The following is a 17,559-nucleotide window of genomic DNA, read 5'->3' as shown; positions in this document are numbered from 1 at the left end:
GGGTGGGGTCCCCCCGTGTCCAAACCACTTGGCCCCCCGGGGGGGGCGGGGGGGGGGGGGCCCCCCCCCCCCCCGGCCCCCCCCCGGGGGGGGGGGGGGGGGGGGCGGGGGGCCCCCCCCCCCCCCCCCCGCCCGTCGCCCGTTGATCTACCGATCGGTAGCATCCTGTCCATGGCAGAGAAGGCAGCAGAAGCGGCAGACACCGGGCAGACCTCGCGCACCGAGGCCCGGAAGGCGGCGCGCGCCGAGCGCACGGCGGCGAAGCTCGCCCGCGAGATCGGCTCCTTCGCCAAGGAGCACGGCGGCGCGGAGGGGCAGCTCGCCTACATCGGCCAGGCCGGCGCCCGGATCGTCCTGGTCGGTGAGGACGGCGCCTGGGGCGACCTCGTCGCCCCCACCTACGCCGTCGCCCGGAGCGCGGCGGAGAAGTCGGGCATCACGCTGCACGCGGCGTTCGACGGCGAGTTCGCGCTGAAGGTCCGCACCGGCCCCTACGAGTGGTCCCGGATGGCCGGATCGCAGATCGGCGGCCCCTCCAACGGGAGCTGAGGGGCACCCGCCCGCCCCAGGGGCGTCCGGCTCGGCACCCGGGCAACACCTGACCCGGGGCTCACCCGTTAGGCCGTGCACACGCACGCCGTCGCAGGGAGCCCCGGATGACCGACCCCGTGCCCGTGGCCGACCTGGTCGACCAGAACTGCCACGGCATCCTCCGTACCGAGCTGGGTCTCGGCACCTTCGAGGCCCGGCTCACCGCCGCCCGGGCCCCGGCCGCCCCCGGCACCACCTTCTTCGACACCCAGACCGGCTTCGCCGTGCGCCGCTGGTGCCCGCCCCTGCTGGGCCTGGAACCGCACTGCCCGCCCGCCCGCTATCTGGCCCGCCGCCGAGAGCTGGGGGTCGCCGAGACCGCCCGGCGGCTGCTGCGCGCCACCGGCGTCTCCGCCCACCTCCTCGACACCGGCCTCCCCGGCGACCTTACGGGCCCCGCCGAGATGGCTTCGGCGGCCGGGTCCGAGGCCCGCGAGATCGTCCGCCTGGAGATCCTGGCCGAACAGGTCGCCGACACCTCCGGGACCGTCGACGCCTTCCTGGCCAACCTCGGCGAGGCCGTGCACGCCGCCGCCTCGTCGGCCGTCGCGTTCACCTCCGTCACCCGCGCCCCGGACGTCCGCCCCGCCGCGCCCGAGCCGCCAGGCCCGGTCCGGGTGCGGGCGGCGGCCGGGCGCTGGCTCGCCCGGCGGGAGGCGGAGCGCCGGGCCGTCCGCCGGGGCGAGGGGAGCCGGGGCGAGGGCGGCGGGGCGCCCGCCGAGCCGGAGCTGCTGGACCATCTGCGGTGGAGCGCGGTGGCCTGCGGGCTGCCCCTCCAGCTGCGGGCGGGGCCGGGGGGCCCGGCCCGCCTCGCGGACTTCGCCGCGGCCACCGAGGGCCACGGCTGCGACCTGGTCCTGCTGCACGGCTACCCCTACCACCGGCAGGCCGCCGCGCTGGCCGACCGGCATCCGCACGTCTACGCGGACCTGGGGACCGTGCCCGCGCGGACCGGGGCGCGGGCGGCCGGGGTGCTGGCGGAGATCCTGGAGCTCGCGCCGTTCGGCAAGCTGCTGTTCTCCAGCGGGGCCCAGGGGCTGCCGGAGCTGCACCTGGTGGGCGCGCGGCAGTTCCGCGAGGCGCTGGGGCGGGTGCTGGGGGACTGGGTGGCGGACGGCGCGTGGACCCGGAGCGACGCGGCGCGGGTCGCCGCCATGATCGCCTCGGGCAACGCGCGCCGGGTGTACGGGCTGGGGTGAGGGGCCCTGGTACGGCCGAGGGGCGACGGGCGCCGGCCCGTCGCCCCCTCGGGTGGCGTGCGGGGTGCTCAGACGGCCGTCGCCGACGCCGTCCCGGCCCGCTCGGCGGACGGGCCGGGCAGCGGAACGGACCCGTCGTCGCCGCGCTCGCGCATGCTCAGGACCAGGCGGAGCACCGCGATCCACATGATGGCCGAGCCGAACATGTGGATGCCCACCAGGATCTCGGGGACGTCGCTGAAGTACTGGACGTAACCGATCGCGCCCTGGGCGAGCAGCACGACCAGCAGGTCGCGGGAGCGGGCCCGGGTGTCGGCGGGTGCGTCGACCACCCGCAGGGCCAGCCACATCGCGATGGCCAGGGCGCAGACCACCCAGGCGGAGACGGCGTGCACATGGGCGGCCGCCGACCAGTCCCACGGCATCCGCGGTACGTCGCTGCTGTCGCCCGCGTGCTTGCCGGAGCCCGTCACCGTGGTGCCCAGCACGATCAGGACCACGGTGGTCGCGAGGATCGCCCAGGCGAGACGCCGCACCGGCAGCGGAGCGCGCGGGCGCGGCGGCCCGTCACCTTCGCCGACCCGCACCCAGGTGATGACGGTGACCGCGAGGAGCGCGTTGGCGAGCAGGAAGTGCCCGGCCACCGTCCACGGGTTGAGGCCCGCCCAGACGGTGATGCCGCCCAGGACGGCGTTGCCCAGGACGATCCAGAACTGCGACCAGGCCAGCCGGGTGAGCTTGCGGCGCCGCGGCTTGAGGCAGCTGACGGCGACGATCGTCCAGCCGACGGCCGCCGACAGGACGTACGTCAGCATCCGGTTGCCGAATTCGATCGCGCCGTGCAGACCCTGCTCGGGCGTGGCGAACAGACTGTCGTCGGTGCACTTGGGCCAGGTGTCGCAGCCGAGTCCCGAACCGGTCAGCCGTACGGCACCGCCGGTCACGATGATGAAGACGCTCATCGCGACGGCGGAGAGCGCGGCACGCTTCACCACTCCGGTGGACGGCGTCCAGCGCCTGGCGATGGCAGTGATGGGGGTTTCCACGCGGACCATCGTAGGACGGTGCTTGTGCATGATTTCACGAGGGGTGGGTCCGAGGGTGTTTGCCCGGGAAGATCCCCGCAAGGGGCCGTACGAGGACCCGCCCCCGGCCTACTCCCAGCGGAAGAACTTCGCCGCCGCGCCCAGCCCCAGCACCGCCCACACCGCGAGGACCGCGGCCTGGGCCCACGGCATCGGCCCGCCGTGCTGGAGCACGTCCCGCAGCCCCTCGGAGAGCGCCGACACGGGCAGCAGCTCCAGCGCCGACCGCACCGCGTCCGGGAACTTCTCCAGCGGCACGATCACCCCGCCGCCGACCAGCAGCAGCAGGAACACCAGGTTGGCGGCGGCGAGCGTCGCCTCGGCCTTCAGCGTCCCGGCCATCAGCAGCCCCAGCCCGGAGAACGCGGCGGTCCCGAGCGCCAGGAGCAGCAGCACGGAGAGCGGGCCGCCCCCGGGCGACCAGCCCAGGGCGAAGGCGATCGCCGTCAGCAGCGCGATCTGGAGCACCTCGGTGACCAGCACCGACAGCGTCTTCGCGGTCATCAGCGCCCAGCGCGGCAGCGGGGAGGACCCGAGCCGCTTGAGGACCCCGTAGCGGCGCTCGAAACCGGTGGCGATGGCCTGGCCGGTGAAGGCGGTGGACATCACGGCGAGCGCGAGGACGCCCGGGGCCAGGAAGTCGACCGACGCGCCCGGGCCGGTGTCCACGATGTCGACCGCGCTGAACAGCACCAGCAGCAGGGCCGGGATGATCACCGTCAGCAGCAGCTGCTCGCCGTTGCGCAGCAGCATCCGGGTCTCCAGTGCGGTCTGCGCGGCGATCATCCGGGGGAGCGGGGCGGCGCCGGGGCGCGGGGTGTACGTACCGGCGCTCATACGCGCAGCTCCTTGCCGGTCAGTTCGAGGAAGACGTCCTCCAGGGTGTGCCGCTCCACGGAGATGCCCTCGGGCATCACCCCGTGCTGGGCGCACCAGGAGGTGACGGTGGCCAGGAGCTGCGGGTCGATGCTGCCGGAGACGCGGTACGTCCCCGGCAGCGGCTCGGCCGCCTCGGAGCCGTCGGGCAGCGCCTTGACCAGCGAGCCCAGGTCGAGCCCCGGGCGGCCGGTGAAGCGCAGGGTGTTCTCCGCCCCGCCCCGGCAGAGCTGCTCCGGGGTGCCCTGGGCGACGACCCGGCCCGCGTCGATGATCGCCACGTCGTCGGCGAGCGTCTCGGCCTCGTCCATGAAGTGGGTGGTGAGGACCACGGAGACCCCGTCGCCGCGCAGTTCGCGGACCAGGTCCCAGGTGGAGCGGCGGGCCTGCGGGTCCAGGCCCGCGGTCGGCTCGTCCAGGAACACCAGCTCGGGCCGTCCCACGACGGCCAGGGCGAGGGCGAGCCGCTGCTGCTGGCCGCCGGAGAGCCGCCGGTAGGCCGTGCGGCCGCAGGAGCCGAGGCCCAGGCGCTCGATCAGGGCGTCCACGTCCAGGGGGTGGGCGTGCAGCTTCGCCATGTGGCGGAGCATCTCCTCGGCCCGCGCGCCGGAGTAGACGCCGCCGGACTGGAGCATCACCCCGATCCGGGGGCGCAGCCGCCGCGCGTCGGCGACCGGGTCGAGTCCCAGGACCCGCACGGTGCCCGCGTCGGGGCGGCGGTAGCCCTCGCAGGTCTCGATCGTGGTGGTCTTCCCGGCGCCGTTCGGGCCGAGCACGGCCGTCACCGCGCCGGTCCCGACCACCAGATCGAGGCCGTCGACCGCGGTCTTCGCGCCGTACCGCTTCACCAGGCCGGTGACCTGTACGACGGGCTCTCTCTCCATGGCAGGGAAGTCTAGGCAGGGCCTGCGCCGGGCCCGGCCCCGGGGGCAGATTAGGTAACCCTAAGTGACGAACCACACCGTTGATCGTTTCGGACCGTGGTTGTCAGGGCCGAATGAATTACGCAACAATGGTGTTGTGAAATACGACGGACGGGCTCCCCAGGAGGACCTCGCGACCGGTGAGCGCTCGACGCGCAACCGGGTCGCGCGCTCCATCCTGGACCACGGCCCCTCCACCGTCGCCGATCTGGCCGGGCGCGTCGGCCTCACCCAGGCCGCCGTCCGCCGCCACCTCGACGCCCTCGTCTCCGACGACGTCGTCGAGGCCCGGGAACAGCGGGTCTACGGGGCACGGACCCGCGGCAGGCCCGCCAAGGTGTTCGCCCTCACGGACTGCGGCCGGGACGCCTTCGACCAGTCCTACGACAAGCTGGCCGCCGACGCCCTGCGCTTCATCGCCCAGTCCGGGGGCGACGAGGCGATCATCGCCTTCGCCCGCGCCCGGATGGCCGCGATGGGCGAGGCGTACCGCGCCGCGGTCGAGGCGGCGGAGCCCGAACGCCGCACCGAGGCGCTGGCCAGGGCCCTGACCGCCGACGGGTACGCTGCTACGGCGCGAAGCGCGCCCGGCCCCCAGCAGGGCGAGCAGCTGTGCCAGCACCACTGCCCGGTGGCGCACGTCGCCGAGCAGTTCCCACAGCTGTGCGAGGCGGAGACGGAATTCTTCTCCAGCCTCCTCGGGACCCATGTGCAGCGTCTGGCCACCCTCGCCCACGGCGACGGTGTGTGCACGACCTACGTGCCGCGCAGTGGTCACGCGGCACCGCCCAAGACCACCCATTCAGCATCTGCAAGCACGGCCGGGAGGAACCCCGCATGACGCTCCCCACGGAGACTGCCCACCCCGAACTAGAGGGTCTGGGCACGTACGAATTCGGCTGGGCCGACTCCGACGCGGCAGGCGCGGCGGCCAAGCGCGGTCTCTCCGAGGCTGTCGTCCGCGACATCTCGGAGAAGAAGAACGAGCCCGAGTGGATGCTGAAGCTCCGTCTCAAGGGTCTGCGGCTCTTCGACAAGAAGCCCATGCCCAGCTGGGGCTCGGACCTGTCGGGCATCGACTTCGACAACATCAAGTACTTCGTGCGCTCCACGGAGAAGCAGGCGGCCTCCTGGGAGGACCTGCCCGAGGACATCAAGAACACCTACGACAAGCTCGGCATCCCCGAGGCGGAGAAGCAGCGCCTGGTCGCCGGTGTCGCCGCACAGTACGAGTCCGAGGTCGTCTACCACCAGATCCGCGAGGACCTGGAGGAGCAGGGCGTCATCTTCCTGGACACCGACACCGCGCTGAAGGAGCACCCGGAGCTCTTCAAGGAGTACTTCGGCACCGTCATCCCGGTCGGCGACAACAAGTTCGCCTCGCTGAACACGGCCGTGTGGTCCGGCGGCTCGTTCATCTACGTCCCCAAGGGCGTCCACGTGGACATCCCGCTCCAGGCCTACTTCCGTATCAACACGGAGAACATGGGCCAGTTCGAGCGGACGCTGATCATCGTCGATGAGGACGCCTACGTCCACTACGTCGAGGGCTGCACCGCCCCGATCTACTCCTCGGACTCGCTGCACAGCGCCGTGGTCGAGATCATCGTCAAGAAGGGCGGCCGCTGCCGCTACACGACCATCCAGAACTGGTCGAACAACGTCTACAACCTGGTCACCAAGCGGGCCGTGGCCTACGAGGGCGCGACCATGGAGTGGGTCGACGGCAACATCGGCTCCAAGGTCACCATGAAGTACCCCGCGGTCTACCTCATGGGCGAGCACGCCAAGGGCGAGACCCTGTCCATCGCCTTCGCGGGCGAGGGCCAGCACCAGGACGCCGGCGCCAAGATGGTCCACATGGCCCCGAACACCTCCTCCAACATCGTCTCCAAGTCGGTGGCGCGAGGCGGCGGCCGTACCTCCTACCGCGGACTGATCGAGATCGGCGAGGGCGCACCGGGCGCGAAGTCCAACGTCCTCTGCGACGCTCTGCTGGTGGACACCGTCTCGCGCTCGGACACCTATCCCTACGTCGACGTCCGTGAGGACGACGTGTCGATGGGCCACGAGGCGACCGTCTCCAAGGTCTCCGAGGACCAGCTCTTCTACCTCATGAGCCGCGGACTCACCGAGTTCGAGGCCATGGCGATGATCGTGCGCGGCTTCGTCGAGCCGATCGCCAAGGAGCTGCCGATGGAGTACGCCCTGGAGCTCAACCGGCTGATCGAGCTGCAGATGGAGGGTTCGGTCGGCTAGGTCCCTCCCGGACCCCGGGGACGGCCGTCCGCGGCCGTCCCCGCCCCACCGAACCGCACCCCTTCTTGACTGAGAAAGCGAGCACTACGACAGCCATGGCTGAGGCTCAGAACACTCCGGTGGGTTCCACCACCGCCGGCTCCATCGCGGTCGCCGCCGAGTCGACCGTCGCCACCCGCATGAGCGCACCCCCCTCCTTCGACGTCGCGGACTTCCCCGTCCCGCACGGCCGTGAGGAGGAGTGGCGCTTCACGCCGCTGGAGCGGCTGCGCGGGCTGCACGACGGCACCGCCGTCGCCACGGGCAGCGGGGTGAAGGTCGCGATCGAGACCCCCGAGGGCGTCACCGTCGAGACCGTCGGCCGCGACGACGCCCGGCTCGGCAGGGCGGGCACCCCGGTGGACCGGGTCGCCGCCCAGGCCTACAGCTCCTTCGAGCAGGCCTCGGTCGTCACCGTCGCCAAGGACGCCGTGCTCACCGAGCCGATCCGGATCGCCGTGCACGGCGAGGGCGGCACCGCCTTCGGCCACCAGCTCATCGAGCTGGGCGCGTTCGCCGAGGCCGTCGTCGTCATCGACCACACCGGTGACGCGGTGCTCGCCGCCAACGTCGACTACGTCCTCGGCGACGGCGCGAAGCTCACGGTCGTCTCCGTCCAGGACTGGGACGACACCGCCGTCCACGTCGGCCAGCACAACGCGCTGGTCGGCCGGGACGCCTCGTTCAAGTCGATCGTCGTCACCTTCGGCGGCGACGTCGTGCGGCTGCACCCGCGGGTCGCCTACGCGGCCACCGGCGGCGAGGCCGAGCTGTTCGGCCTGTACTTCACCGACAAGGGCCAGCACCAGGAGCACCGCCTCCTGGTCGACCACAACACCCCGCACTGCAAGTCCAACGCGGTGTACAAGGGCGCCCTCCAGGGCGACGGCGCGCACGCCGTCTGGATCGGCGACGTCCTCATCCAGGCCGCGGCCGAGGGCACCGACACCTACGAGATGAACCGGAACCTCGTCCTCACCGACGGCGCCCGGGTCGACTCCGTACCCAACCTGGAGATCGAGACCGGCGAGATCGTCGGCGCCGGACACGCCTCGGCGACCGGCCGCTTCGACGACGAGCAGCTGTTCTACCTCCAGTCCCGCGGCATCCCGGCCGAGGAGGCCCGCCGCCTCGTCGTGCGCGGCTTCTTCGCCGAACTGGTCCAGCAGATCGGCCTGCCGGACGTCGAGGAGCGGCTCATCGAGAAGATCGAGGCCGAGCTCAAGGCGTCCGTCTGATGGCCTTCGTCAAAGCCTGTGCGCTGAGTGAGCTGGAGGACGACACCCCCCGGCGGGTGGAGCTCGACGGCACACCCGTCTCCGTCGTCCGCACCGAGGGCGAGGTGTTCGCGATCAACGACATCTGCTCGCACGCGAACGTCTCCCTCTCGGAGGGCGAGGTGGAGGACTGCGCGATCGAGTGCTGGCTGCACGGATCGTCGTTCGACCTCCGCACCGGCAAGCCGTCCGGCCTTCCCGCGACGCGCCCCGTCCCCGTATACCCCGTAAAGATCGAAGGGGACGATGTGCTCGTCTCCGTCACCCAGGAGTCCTGAGTCACCCATGGCAACGCTTGAAATCCGCGACCTGCACGTCACCGTCGAGGCCGACAACGCCACGAAGGAGATCCTCAAGGGCGTCGACCTGACCGTCAAGCAGGGCGAGACCCACGCCATCATGGGCCCCAACGGGTCCGGCAAGTCCACCCTCGCGTACTCCCTCGCGGGTCACCCCAAGTACACGATCACCAGCGGTACGGTCACCCTGGACGGCGAGGACGTCCTGGAGATGTCCGTCGACGAGCGGGCCCGCGCCGGCCTGTTCCTCGCCATGCAGTACCCGGTCGAGATCCCCGGCGTCTCGGTCTCCAACTTCCTGCGCACCTCCGCCACCGCCGTCCGCGGCGAGGCCCCCAAGCTGCGGACGTGGGTCAAGGAGGTCAAGGAGACGATGGCCGGACTCCAGATGGACCCCTCCTTCGCCGAGCGCAACGTCAACGAGGGCTTCTCCGGCGGTGAGAAGAAGCGCCACGAGATCCTCCAGCTGGAGCTCCTCAAGCCGAAGATCGCCGTCCTGGACGAGACCGACTCCGGCCTCGACGTCGATGCGCTCAAGACCGTCTCCGAGGGCGTCAACCGGGTCCGCTCCACCGGCGAGGTCGGCACCCTGCTGATCACCCACTACACCCGTATCCTCAAGTACATCCAGCCCGACTTCGTGCACGTCTTCGCGGGCGGCCGCATCGCCGCCTCCGGCGGCGCCGAGCTGGCCGACCAGCTGGAGAACGAGGGCTACGAGGCATACACGAAGGGTGGCGCTTCAGCGTGACTGACGCCCGACAGGGGCTCACCGGCCTCCTCGACACCGAGGCGATCCGCAAGGACTTCCCGCTCCTGGATCGCACGGTCCACGACGGCAAGAAGATCGTTTACCTGGACTCCGCGGCCACCTCGCAGAAGCCGCGCCAGGTCCTCGACGCCCTCAACGCGTACTACGAGCGCCACAACGCGAACGTGCACCGCGGTGTCTACACGGTCGCCGAGGAGGCCACCGCGCTGTACGAGGGCGCCCGCGACAAGGTCGCCGCCTTCATCAACGCACCCAGCCGCGACGAGGTGATCTTCACGAAGAACGCCTCGGAGTCGCTGAACCTCGTGGCGAACATGCTCGGCTGGGCGGACGAGCCCTACCGGGTGGACCGTGAGACGGAGATCGTCACCACGGAGATGGAGCACCACTCCAACATCGTGCCGTGGCAGCTGCTCGCGCAGCGCACCGGTGCGAAGCTGAAGTGGTTCGGCATCACCGACGACGGCCGCCTGGACCTGTCGAACATCGACGAGATCATCACCGAGAAGACGAAGATCGTCTCCTTCACGCTGGTCTCCAACATCCTGGGCACGGTCAACCCGGTCGAGCAGATCATCCGCCGCGCCCAGCAGGTCGGCGCGCTGGTCTGCATCGACGCCTCGCAGGCGGCCCCGCACATGGTGCTCGACGTGCAGGCGCTCCAAGCCGACTTCGTGGCCTTCACCGGCCACAAGATGGTCGGCCCGACCGGCATCGGCGTGCTCTGGGGACGGCAGGAGCTGCTGGAGGACCTGCCGCCGTTCCTCGGCGGCGGCGAGATGATCGAGACCGTGTCGATGCACTCGTCCACCTACGCCCCCGCGCCGCACAAGTTCGAGGCCGGTACGCCCCCGATCGCCCAGGCCGTCGGCCTCGGCGCGGCCGTGGACTACCTCTCCTCGATCGGCATGGAGAAGATCCACGCCCACGAGAAGGCCATCACCGGGTACGCGGTGGAGCGTCTTCTGGGCGTCCCCGACCTGCGGATCATCGGTCCGGCGACGGCCGAGGACCGCGGCGCGGCGATCTCCTTCACGCTCGGCGACATCCACCCGCACGACGTGGGCCAGGTCCTCGACGAGCAGGGCATCGCCGTCCGGGTCGGCCACCACTGCGCGCGGCCGGTCTGCCTGCGGTACGGAATTCCCGCGACGACGCGAGCGTCGTTCTATCTGTACTCCACGCCCGCCGAGGTCGACGCCCTGGTGGACGGTCTGGAGCACGTCCGGAACTTCTTCGGCTGAGGGCGCAACGGTGAAGCTGGATTCCATGTACCAGGAAGTGATCCTGGACCACTACAAGCACCCCCACGGGCGTGGCCTGCGGGACGGCGACGCCGAGGTGCACCATGTCAATCCCACGTGCGGTGACGAGATCACGCTCCGGGTGAAGTACGACGGCGAGACCGTCGCCGACGTGAGTTACGAGGGCCAGGGCTGCTCCATCAGCCAGGCCTCCGCCTCCGTGCTGAACGAGTTGCTCGTCGGCAAGGAGCTGTCCCAGGCGCGGCGGATCCAGGACGCCTTCCTGGAGCTGATGCAGTCCAAGGGACAGCTCGAGCCGGACGACGCGATGGAGGAGATCCTGGAGGACGCCGTCGCGTTCGCCGGTGTCTCCAAGTACCCCGCCCGCGTCAAGTGCGCGCTGCTGAGCTGGATGGCGTGGAAGGACGCGACGGCCAAGGCGCTGTCCGAAGGGAAGACCGCATGAGCGACAACGAGACCGCGACCATGAAACCGGCCTCCGAGGAGGAGGTCCGCGAGGCGCTCTACGACGTCGTCGACCCCGAACTGGGGATCGACGTCGTCAACCTGGGCCTGATCTACGGCATCCACATCGACGACGCCAACATCGCCACCCTCGACATGACCCTGACGTCCGCGGCCTGCCCGCTGACCGACGTCATCGAGGACCAGGCGAAGTCCGCGACGGACGGCATCGTCAACGAGCTGCGGATCAACTGGGTCTGGATGCCGCCGTGGGGCCCGGACAAGATCACCGACGACGGACGCGAGCAGCTCCGCGCGCTGGGGTTCAACGTCTGACGCACCGCTGCGCCCCGAGGTGACGGCCATGCCCGCCAGGCATACTGGCGGGCATGGCCGTCTCTCTGTACCACATCGCCGTCGACGCCCACGACCTGCCGCTCATGGCCCGCTTCTGGAGCGCGGTGCTGGACTGGAAGGTCCTCTTCGAGGACGAGGAGGAGATCGTCATCGGCGCGCACGAGACCGCGCTGCCGGGCATGTGCTTCCTCCCGGTGCCGGAGGGCAAGACCGCCAAGAACCGGCTGCACCTCGATCTGACCCCGGACGACCGGGACGCCGAGGTCGAGCGGATCATCGCGCTGGGCGCCCGGCGGGTGGACGTCGGCCAGGGGCCGGACAGCACCTGGGTGGTGCTGGCCGACCCCGAGGGCAACGAGTTCTGCGTCCTGCGCCCGAAGCGGACCCTGACCGACTGAGGGCGGATCGCCCGCGGGGCCGCGCTAGCCGTGGGCGGGCGGCGGCGGGCCGTACTGCTCGGGCAGCGTCCGTGCCGCCGCCTCGGCCAGGACCGGGGCCAGGTTCTCGGTGCGGATGCGCCGGTCCACGTACAGCAGGCCCACCACCAGCGGTGGGAAGACCGATGAGAAGAGCTGCGCGATCAGCTGGCTGACCAGCGAGAGCGCGAAGAGGCCGCCGAACAGCGCGATCAGCTCACCGCCGCTCGGCCCGGACCCCGTGTCGGCGGGGTCGAAGATGCCCGGGAGCATACCGGCCAGCTGGAACGGCAACTGGATCATGTAGCCGATCATCGAGGCCAGGGTGTAGGCGAGCAGGGTCACGCCGAAGACCCGCCACCAGCTGTCGCGCACCAGGTGGGCGGAGCGCCGCAGAGCCGCCGCCGGGCGCTGCTCCTCGAAGATCACGGTGGTCGGCGCGAGGGAGAACTTCACCCAGAGCCACACCGCGACCGGCCCGACGGCCAGGGTGCCGACGACGCCGATCCACATCAGCGGCAGTACCCCGTCCGCGTCGCCCATCGAGGCCAGGTAGACCATCAGGCCGACGAAGGCGGCCAGGAAGAGCGCCATCGGGACGAACCCGATGAGGCCCACCAGGAACACCGTGCCGATCATCGCCCAGACCCGCGACCAGGCCCGGCTCCACACCGCGCCGAAGCGGATCGGACGGCCCAGGACCGCCTCCTGGAGGACCACCGGCACCGCCGCCTGGACGACGGCCGACGCCAGCAGGTACACGATCACGCCGAGCAGCATCAGCGCCCCGAAGGCGACGCCGAACGGGACCAGTTCCGAGGCGCCGGGGGAGTGCGACGAGGACGTCAGGGTGTCCCACTCGGCGGCCAGCGCGGCGAACGCGACGGCCACCGCCGCGCCCATCACCAGCGTCGCGGCGCCGAACAGGGTGAGTGCCACCCCGACCAGCGGCTTCCAGTAGCGCCCGAGCGTCGCGAAGGCGCCGCTGAGCATGTCGGAGATCCTCAGCGGCGCCAGGGGTATCACCCCCGGCTTCGGGGGCGCCCACCCCCCGTGCCATCCGCCCGGTCCGTGCGCTCCCCCGTGGAAGGGTCCCCCGTTGTGAGGGGCGCCCCCGTAGGGACCGCCACCCCACCCTGCGTCCTGCGCCACCGCGTCTCCGCTCCGTGTCGTCACCGTCGTTGGTCGGGACACGGTAGCGCCCCGGTGCGGACCGATGATATGTACGGGCGTACGCAACGTTGTGTACGCTTGTACACATGGGATACGCATACGGACTACTCGCCGCGGCCATCGCGGCCGAGGTGGCCGGGACGACGGCCATGAAGTACAGCGAGGGGTTCACCCGGCTCTGGCCCTCGATCGGCACCGCGGTGGCCTATCTGGTCGCCTTCACCCTGCTCGCCCAGACCCTCAAGACGCTGTCGGTGGGCACCGCGTACGCGATCTGGGCGGGCGTCGGCACCGCGGCCGTCGCCCTCATCGGCATCCTCTTCCTCGGGGAGTCCAGCAGCCTCGTCAAGATCGCGGGGGTCGCCCTGATCGTCGCCGGGGTCGTCGTGCTCAACCTCGGCGGGGCGCACTGATGGCCCGGCGGTACGACCCCGGCCGGCGAGCCCGGATCATCGACGCGGCGCTGAGCGTGGTCGCGGCCGAGGGCATAGCGGGGCTCAGCCACCGCAGGGTCGCCGCCGAGGCCGACGTGCCGCTGGGCTCGACCACGTACCACTTCCGCTCGCTGGACGAACTCCTGATCGCCGCCCTGCGCCGCTGCAACGAGAACTTCGCCGAGGCCCTGCGCGGCAGCGAAGTGCTCGCCGGGCCGCCCCCGCCGGGCGGGGCCGCCTCCGGTGCGGAGCTCGCGGAGGAGCTGACCCGGCTGCTCGGCCAGTGGTTCGCGGGCGAACGCGGGGCGATCGAGCTGGAGTACGAGCTGTATCTCGCGGCCCTGCGCCGCCCCGCGCTGCGCCCGGTCGCCGCCGAGTGGACCGAGGAAGCCGTCGAGGTGCTGTCCCGGACCACCGATGAGGAGACCGCGCGGGCACTGGTCGCGCTGATGGACGGTATCTGCCTCCAGGTCCTGCTGACCGGCGGCACATTCGACGCGGACCATGCCCGGGAGATGCTGGGGCGGGTCGCCGGGGCCGGGCCGGGCGCCCGGGAGCGCGAGCGGCCGCGAGGGGCCCCGGACCGGCGCGCGGCCGGAAGCTGAGACCGGTTCGCCCGAGCGGGCCCCGGCCGGTTAGGTTGCTGTGCATGACCGACACGACTTCCCAGGGTTCTGCCCGCACCACCGGCGCTGTCGCCGCCGGCCTCGCGACCGTCGCCGGTGACGGCACCGTCCTCGACACCTGGTTCCCCGCCCCCGAGCTGACCGCCGACCCCGGCCCCGCCGGAACGCAGCGGCTCACCCCGGACGAGGCCGTGAACCGGCTCGGCGAGGGCGCCGCCAAGGCCATCGGTGTGGACGCCCGGCGCGGTGTCGAGGTCGTCGCCGTGTCCACGGTCATCTCCTCGCTCGACGACAAGCCGCTCGACGCGCACGACGCCTACCTCCGGCTGCACCTGCTCTCGCACCGGCTCGTCCGGCCGCACGGCCAGAACCTCGACGGCCTCTTCGGGCTGCTCGCCAACGTCGCCTGGACCTCGCTCGGCCCGGTCGCCGTCGACGACCTGGAGCGGGTCCGCCTCAACGCCCGCGCCGAGGGCCTGCACCTCCAGGTCACCTCGGTCGACAAGTTCCCGCGGATGACGGACTACGTGGCGCCCCAGGGCGTCCGCATCGCCGACGCCGACCGGGTCCGGCTCGGCGCGCACCTCGCCGCCGGGACCACCGTCATGCACGAGGGCTTCGTCAACTTCAACGCGGGCACCCTCGGCACCTCCATGGTCGAGGGCCGGATCTCCGCGGGCGTCGTCGTCGGCGACGGCTCCGACATCGGCGGCGGCGCGTCCACCATGGGCACCCTCTCCGGCGGCGGCAACGTCCGTATCGTCATCGGCGAACGCTGCCTGGTCGGCGCGGAGGCGGGCGTCGGCATCGCACTCGGCGACGAGTGCGTCGTGGAGGCCGGGCTGTACGTCACCGCCGGCACCCGCGTCACGCTTCCGGACGGGCAGGTCGTCAAGGCCCGCGAGCTGTCCGGCGCCTCCAACATCCTCTTCCGCCGCAACTCGGTCACCGGCACGGTCGAGGCCCGCCCGAACAACGCGGTGTGGGGCGGCCTGAACGAGGTCCTGCACGCCCACAACTGAGCCTCCGGCCCAGCCGGGCCCCTGGCCGCGCCGAACCTCAGGCCGCGAGGAGTTCCCCGCAGGCCGCCCGCAGCCCGTCGACCGCCCCGCGGTCGGCGGGCTGCCTCCGCGGTCGCCGTGGACATGGGCCCCGGTGGAGACCTCGATGACGCACCGGGCCGCGTCCGTCATGGGCGCACCCCGGTGGACCCGGCGTTCCAGGCGCTCGCGGAGGCCGCCGTGGGAGCGCGTGCGCAAGCGGCCGGGGACGACCGGCGCGGACGTCAACCGTCCCGCTCCAGCGCCCGGCGTGCGGCCCGGCGCGGGCGCGTGGGAGCGCGCCGGGCGACGGGTACCGGGCGCCGGGCGGCGGACGGTGAAATGCGTCTACGCTTGGGCGGCTGAAGCGCGTAGGCACTCCGTACGCACCCGAGCACGCACCGAGGAGAACCCCCGATGTCCGCAGAGCGTCCCTCCCTGCCGCCGGTGCGGCTGAACTCCGAGGCCGAACTGGCACGGGACGCGCTCGCCGCTCCGCTGTTCGTCCGCGCCGTCCGGCTGGCGCGCTGGGCCGGGGCCGGGACCCGGGTCGGCGCGGGCGGTGAACTCGTCGACGCACAGCTCCCCGCCGCCGCCGAACACTTGGGGCTCGCGGCCGACGAGGACGGCGCGGCGTACGCCAGCGAGGCCTGGCGGCTCGCCGTGGACACCGGGCTCCTGGACGTCACCGACCCCGAAGAGGGCGGCGAGGACGCCGAGGGCACCGTCACCACCGGCGAGAACCTGGCGCTGCTCACCTCCGGCTCACCGAAGGACGTCCTCGGCATCTGGCTCGACGGGCTGGACGCCGTGCACGCTGACGCCACCGCGCCGGTCCTGGACGACTTCGCGGACCTCGTCGGTGAGGACGGCTCCATCGACTTCGACGCCCTGGACTGGGACCCGGAGGCCGAGGCGGAGTTCCTCGACGGCGTCCTCGGCAATCTCTACCTGCTCACCCTCGCGGACAACGGCGCGGGCGACGCGCCGGTGCCGCTGCCCGCCCTCGCGGCGTCGATGATCGTCCCCGACGACATGGGCGAGCCCACCGACGACATCCTGGAGCAGGTGTCGGAGGCGATGATGCGCCTGGACGACCAGTTCCGGCTCCTCGAACCCATCGGGATCGTCGACTACCGGCCGGTGGACGAGGCGTTGATGGCCGAAGAGGGCGAGACGCCGGTGGACGCCGCTGTCGGCGGGGGAGCCGAGGAGGACGTCACCCGGTACGGCATGGTCAGGCTCACGCCCCTCGGCCTCTACGGCATCCGGTCGCTGATGCTGGAGGCCGGGTTCGACGCCCCCGCCGTGGGGGACCTCGCGGACAAGAAGGCCGACGCCCTCCTCGACGGCATCGCCCACTACCCGGAGTCCGCCGCCCGCACCGAGGTCGAGCTGTGGCTCGCCGGGTACGGCCCCGAGGGGGCGGTGGCCGCCGCCACCGAGCTGCTGGCCGCCGCCCGGGGCGCCGACGAGGGCGCCCCGCTGCGCCGCCTCCACTGTCAGCAGGCCCTCGCCCTGGCCGGACCCGGGGCGGAGCCCGCCGTACGCGCGGTGCTCGACGACCCCCAGCTGGGCGGCCTGGCCCGGGTCTGGCTGGCGGAGCGCGGCGCGACCGACGTCCCCGCCCCGCCGGAGGACATGATCTTCTGGCTGGCCGTCGACACCATCGCCGCGCAGCTGGACGCGGACGGCGAGCTGGACGAGCTCCAGGGTCTTGTCGAGGGCCTCTCCGCGCAGCACAGCGGCTTCTTCGACGAGGCCTGGCGCGTCGACCACCCGGCCACCGCCGACGTCCTGGAGGCCATGGGGCGGCTGCACAGCGACAAGAAGGCCGCCAAGGAAGCCCGTAAGGCGGCGTTCCGGGCCCGGTCGCGCGCGGGCGGCTGACCCGGGGGCGCGCCGTCCGGCGGGCGCCGGGCGTAGGAAACCGCCACACGTTCGGGGGGCTTTCCGGCGCGGTGTTCCGCGCGACACCGCTGCCCGCGACGGTAGAAAGCGCTGACCGGCCGTGCCGTTCGCCGGATGACGAATCGGGCACGTCTGGACCCCGGAGCCCGACGGGCATGGCGTCGGGCCTTTACAGGGCGCATACTCGACACGATGAAACAGTCAGCCGGCTCCCGGCGTCACCTGCCGTCCAGTCCCTTCAACCGCCCGGCCCAGGAGGCCCCACCGGTCGAATGCTTCGATGTGGGCGACCGGGTGTCGCACGACCAGTTCGGACTCGGCAGGATTCTCGCTGTCGAGGGCGACAACGACGCGGTCCTCATCGACTTCTCGGGGCGCCAGGGAAGGATCCTGAGCCCCTACTCCAAGCTCACCAAGCTCTGAGCGGAGCACACTCCGACCCGGGAGGGGCCGGGGGGGGCCCCCCCCCCGGGGGCCCCCCCCCCCCCCCCCCCCCCCCCCCCCGGGGGGGGGGGGGGGCCCCCCCCCCCCCCCCCCCCCCCCCCCCCCCCCCCCCCCCCCCCCCCCCCCCCC

At 72.2% G+C, this 17,559-nt stretch carries 20 protein-coding genes; 16 read left to right on the top strand and 4 right to left on the bottom strand.

The window, feature by feature from the left end; genetic code table 11:
- Nucleotides 1–171: 171 nt before the first annotated feature.
- The gene (locus tag ACIRRU_RS30165; protein ID WP_403685623.1) at nucleotides 172–549 is read left to right on the top strand and encodes a hypothetical protein; all 378 of its coding nucleotides are present in this window, start codon (nucleotides 172–174) and stop codon (nucleotides 547–549) included.
- Nucleotides 550–656: 107 nt separating this feature from the next.
- Nucleotides 657–1,790, top strand: coding sequence for an amidohydrolase family protein (locus ACIRRU_RS30160; protein WP_403685621.1), 1,134 nt, complete (start codon nucleotides 657–659; stop codon nucleotides 1,788–1,790).
- Between the two features lie 68 nt (nucleotides 1,791–1,858).
- Here ACIRRU_RS30160 and ACIRRU_RS30155 read toward each other — a convergent pair whose 3' ends face one another.
- The 3 genes from ACIRRU_RS30155 to ACIRRU_RS30145 form a co-directional block, all read right to left on the bottom strand.
- Nucleotides 1,859–2,845 carry a heme A synthase gene (locus tag ACIRRU_RS30155; RefSeq protein ID WP_403685619.1) on the bottom strand — a complete coding sequence of 329 codons (987 nt, stop codon included), beginning with the start codon at nucleotides 2,843–2,845 and terminating at the stop codon, nucleotides 1,859–1,861.
- Nucleotides 2,846–2,944: 99 nt separating this feature from the next.
- Nucleotides 2,945–3,712, bottom strand: a complete 768-nt coding sequence (locus tag ACIRRU_RS30150) for an ABC transporter permease (RefSeq protein WP_403685618.1) — start codon at nucleotides 3,710–3,712, stop codon at nucleotides 2,945–2,947.
- The gene (locus ACIRRU_RS30145) at nucleotides 3,709–4,635 is read right to left on the bottom strand and encodes an ABC transporter ATP-binding protein (protein WP_403685617.1); all 927 of its coding nucleotides are present in this window, start codon (nucleotides 4,633–4,635) and stop codon (nucleotides 3,709–3,711) included. The genes ACIRRU_RS30150 and ACIRRU_RS30145 overlap by 4 nt, the downstream gene beginning before the upstream one ends.
- A 136-nt stretch (nucleotides 4,636–4,771) precedes the next feature.
- On the opposite strand from ACIRRU_RS30145, the gene ACIRRU_RS30140 reads away from it, so the two are divergent.
- The 9 genes from ACIRRU_RS30140 (at nucleotide 4,772) to ACIRRU_RS30100 (ending at nucleotide 11,784) form a co-directional block, all read left to right on the top strand.
- Nucleotides 4,772–5,515, top strand: a complete 744-nt coding sequence (locus ACIRRU_RS30140) for a helix-turn-helix transcriptional regulator (protein WP_403685615.1) — start codon at nucleotides 4,772–4,774, stop codon at nucleotides 5,513–5,515.
- On the top strand, nucleotides 5,512–6,933 hold the full coding sequence (sufB, locus tag ACIRRU_RS30135; RefSeq protein ID WP_363203251.1) for a Fe-S cluster assembly protein SufB: 1,422 nt from the start codon (nucleotides 5,512–5,514) through the stop codon (nucleotides 6,931–6,933). The genes ACIRRU_RS30140 and sufB overlap by 4 nt, the downstream gene beginning before the upstream one ends.
- Before the next feature lie 95 nt (nucleotides 6,934–7,028).
- The gene (gene sufD / locus ACIRRU_RS30130; protein WP_403685612.1) at nucleotides 7,029–8,210 is read left to right on the top strand and encodes a Fe-S cluster assembly protein SufD; all 1,182 of its coding nucleotides are present in this window, start codon (nucleotides 7,029–7,031) and stop codon (nucleotides 8,208–8,210) included.
- Nucleotides 8,210–8,527 carry a bifunctional 3-phenylpropionate/cinnamic acid dioxygenase ferredoxin subunit gene (locus tag ACIRRU_RS30125; RefSeq protein ID WP_363203253.1) on the top strand — a complete coding sequence of 106 codons (318 nt, stop codon included), beginning with the start codon at nucleotides 8,210–8,212 and terminating at the stop codon, nucleotides 8,525–8,527. The genes sufD and ACIRRU_RS30125 overlap by 1 nt, the downstream gene beginning before the upstream one ends.
- A gap of 7 nt (nucleotides 8,528–8,534) precedes the next feature.
- Nucleotides 8,535–9,299, top strand: a complete 765-nt coding sequence (gene sufC / locus ACIRRU_RS30120; protein ID WP_363203254.1) for a Fe-S cluster assembly ATPase SufC — start codon at nucleotides 8,535–8,537, stop codon at nucleotides 9,297–9,299.
- The gene (locus tag ACIRRU_RS30115) at nucleotides 9,296–10,564 is read left to right on the top strand and encodes a cysteine desulfurase (protein ID WP_403685610.1); all 1,269 of its coding nucleotides are present in this window, start codon (nucleotides 9,296–9,298) and stop codon (nucleotides 10,562–10,564) included. The genes sufC and ACIRRU_RS30115 overlap by 4 nt, the downstream gene beginning before the upstream one ends.
- A 10-nt stretch (nucleotides 10,565–10,574) precedes the next feature.
- A complete protein-coding gene (gene sufU, locus ACIRRU_RS30110) occupies nucleotides 10,575–11,030 on the top strand; it encodes a Fe-S cluster assembly sulfur transfer protein SufU (RefSeq protein ID WP_363203256.1) in 456 nt (151 codons plus the stop codon).
- A complete protein-coding gene (locus tag ACIRRU_RS30105) occupies nucleotides 11,027–11,365 on the top strand; it encodes a metal-sulfur cluster assembly factor (protein WP_363203257.1) in 339 nt (112 codons plus the stop codon). Before sufU ends, ACIRRU_RS30105 begins: the two co-directional genes overlap by 4 nt.
- Nucleotides 11,366–11,418: 53 nt before the next feature.
- Nucleotides 11,419–11,784, top strand: a complete 366-nt coding sequence (locus tag ACIRRU_RS30100) for a VOC family protein (RefSeq protein ID WP_403685607.1) — start codon at nucleotides 11,419–11,421, stop codon at nucleotides 11,782–11,784.
- A gap of 24 nt (nucleotides 11,785–11,808) precedes the next feature.
- On the opposite strand, the gene ACIRRU_RS30095 is transcribed toward ACIRRU_RS30100, so the two are convergent.
- Entirely contained in the window at nucleotides 11,809–12,795 is a 987-nt protein-coding gene (locus tag ACIRRU_RS30095) for a hypothetical protein (protein WP_403685605.1), read from the bottom strand.
- 266 nt (nucleotides 12,796–13,061) lie between these two features.
- On the opposite strand from ACIRRU_RS30095, the gene ACIRRU_RS30090 reads away from it, so the two are divergent.
- The 5 genes from ACIRRU_RS30090 (at nucleotide 13,062) to ACIRRU_RS30070 (ending at nucleotide 17,409) form a co-directional block, all read left to right on the top strand.
- Nucleotides 13,062–13,388 (top strand): multidrug efflux SMR transporter, encoded by a 327-nt coding sequence (locus ACIRRU_RS30090; RefSeq protein WP_363203260.1) that lies wholly within the window; start codon nucleotides 13,062–13,064, stop codon nucleotides 13,386–13,388.
- Nucleotides 13,388–14,014, top strand: coding sequence for a TetR/AcrR family transcriptional regulator (locus ACIRRU_RS30085; RefSeq protein WP_403685602.1), 627 nt, complete (start codon nucleotides 13,388–13,390; stop codon nucleotides 14,012–14,014). Before ACIRRU_RS30090 ends, ACIRRU_RS30085 begins: the two co-directional genes overlap by 1 nt.
- A 44-nt stretch (nucleotides 14,015–14,058) precedes the next feature.
- Nucleotides 14,059–15,057: a 2,3,4,5-tetrahydropyridine-2,6-dicarboxylate N-succinyltransferase gene (gene dapD, locus ACIRRU_RS30080; protein WP_363203262.1), complete on the top strand. Its 999-nt coding sequence runs from the start codon at nucleotides 14,059–14,061 to the stop codon at nucleotides 15,055–15,057.
- A gap of 435 nt (nucleotides 15,058–15,492) precedes the next feature.
- Nucleotides 15,493–16,965 carry a hypothetical protein gene (locus tag ACIRRU_RS30075; protein WP_403685600.1) on the top strand — a complete coding sequence of 491 codons (1,473 nt, stop codon included), beginning with the start codon at nucleotides 15,493–15,495 and terminating at the stop codon, nucleotides 16,963–16,965.
- A 213-nt stretch (nucleotides 16,966–17,178) separates the two neighbouring features.
- A complete protein-coding gene (locus tag ACIRRU_RS30070) occupies nucleotides 17,179–17,409 on the top strand; it encodes a hypothetical protein (RefSeq protein WP_003969918.1) in 231 nt (76 codons plus the stop codon).
- Nucleotides 17,410–17,559 lie beyond the last annotated feature (150 nt).

Source organism: Streptomyces sp. NPDC101181, from assembly GCF_044767975.1.
Taxonomy (GTDB): Bacteria; Actinomycetota; Actinomycetes; order Streptomycetales; family Streptomycetaceae; genus Streptomyces.
This window is presented reverse-complemented; position numbering and strand designations above follow the sequence as displayed.

Bases quoted from the DNA above. Each gene is read 5' to 3' on its own strand.
- ACIRRU_RS30165 (WP_403685623.1), top strand. From the start codon at position 172: ATGGCAGAGAAGGCAGCAGAAGCGGCAGACACCGGGCAGACCTCGCGC.
- ACIRRU_RS30160 (WP_403685621.1), top strand. From the start codon at position 657: ATGACCGACCCCGTGCCCGTGGCCGACCTGGTCGACCAGAACTGCCAC.
- ACIRRU_RS30155 (WP_403685619.1), bottom strand. From the start codon at position 2,845: ATGGTCCGCGTGGAAACCCCCATCACTGCCATCGCCAGGCGCTGGACG.
- ACIRRU_RS30150 (WP_403685618.1), bottom strand. From the start codon at position 3,712: ATGAGCGCCGGTACGTACACCCCGCGCCCCGGCGCCGCCCCGCTCCCC.
- ACIRRU_RS30145 (WP_403685617.1), bottom strand. From the start codon at position 4,635: ATGGAGAGAGAGCCCGTCGTACAGGTCACCGGCCTGGTGAAGCGGTAC.
- sufB (WP_363203251.1), top strand. From the start codon at position 5,512: ATGACGCTCCCCACGGAGACTGCCCACCCCGAACTAGAGGGTCTGGGC.
- sufD (WP_403685612.1), top strand. From the start codon at position 7,029: ATGGCTGAGGCTCAGAACACTCCGGTGGGTTCCACCACCGCCGGCTCC.
- ACIRRU_RS30125 (WP_363203253.1), top strand. From the start codon at position 8,210: ATGGCCTTCGTCAAAGCCTGTGCGCTGAGTGAGCTGGAGGACGACACC.
- sufC (WP_363203254.1), top strand. From the start codon at position 8,535: ATGGCAACGCTTGAAATCCGCGACCTGCACGTCACCGTCGAGGCCGAC.
- ACIRRU_RS30105 (WP_363203257.1), top strand. From the start codon at position 11,027: ATGAGCGACAACGAGACCGCGACCATGAAACCGGCCTCCGAGGAGGAG.
- ACIRRU_RS30100 (WP_403685607.1), top strand. From the start codon at position 11,419: ATGGCCGTCTCTCTGTACCACATCGCCGTCGACGCCCACGACCTGCCG.
- ACIRRU_RS30095 (WP_403685605.1), bottom strand. From the start codon at position 12,795: ATGCTCAGCGGCGCCTTCGCGACGCTCGGGCGCTACTGGAAGCCGCTG.
- ACIRRU_RS30090 (WP_363203260.1), top strand. From the start codon at position 13,062: ATGGGATACGCATACGGACTACTCGCCGCGGCCATCGCGGCCGAGGTG.
- ACIRRU_RS30085 (WP_403685602.1), top strand. From the start codon at position 13,388: ATGGCCCGGCGGTACGACCCCGGCCGGCGAGCCCGGATCATCGACGCG.
- dapD (WP_363203262.1), top strand. From the start codon at position 14,059: ATGACCGACACGACTTCCCAGGGTTCTGCCCGCACCACCGGCGCTGTC.
- ACIRRU_RS30075 (WP_403685600.1), top strand. From the start codon at position 15,493: ATGTCCGCAGAGCGTCCCTCCCTGCCGCCGGTGCGGCTGAACTCCGAG.
- ACIRRU_RS30070 (WP_003969918.1), top strand. From the start codon at position 17,179: ATGAAACAGTCAGCCGGCTCCCGGCGTCACCTGCCGTCCAGTCCCTTC.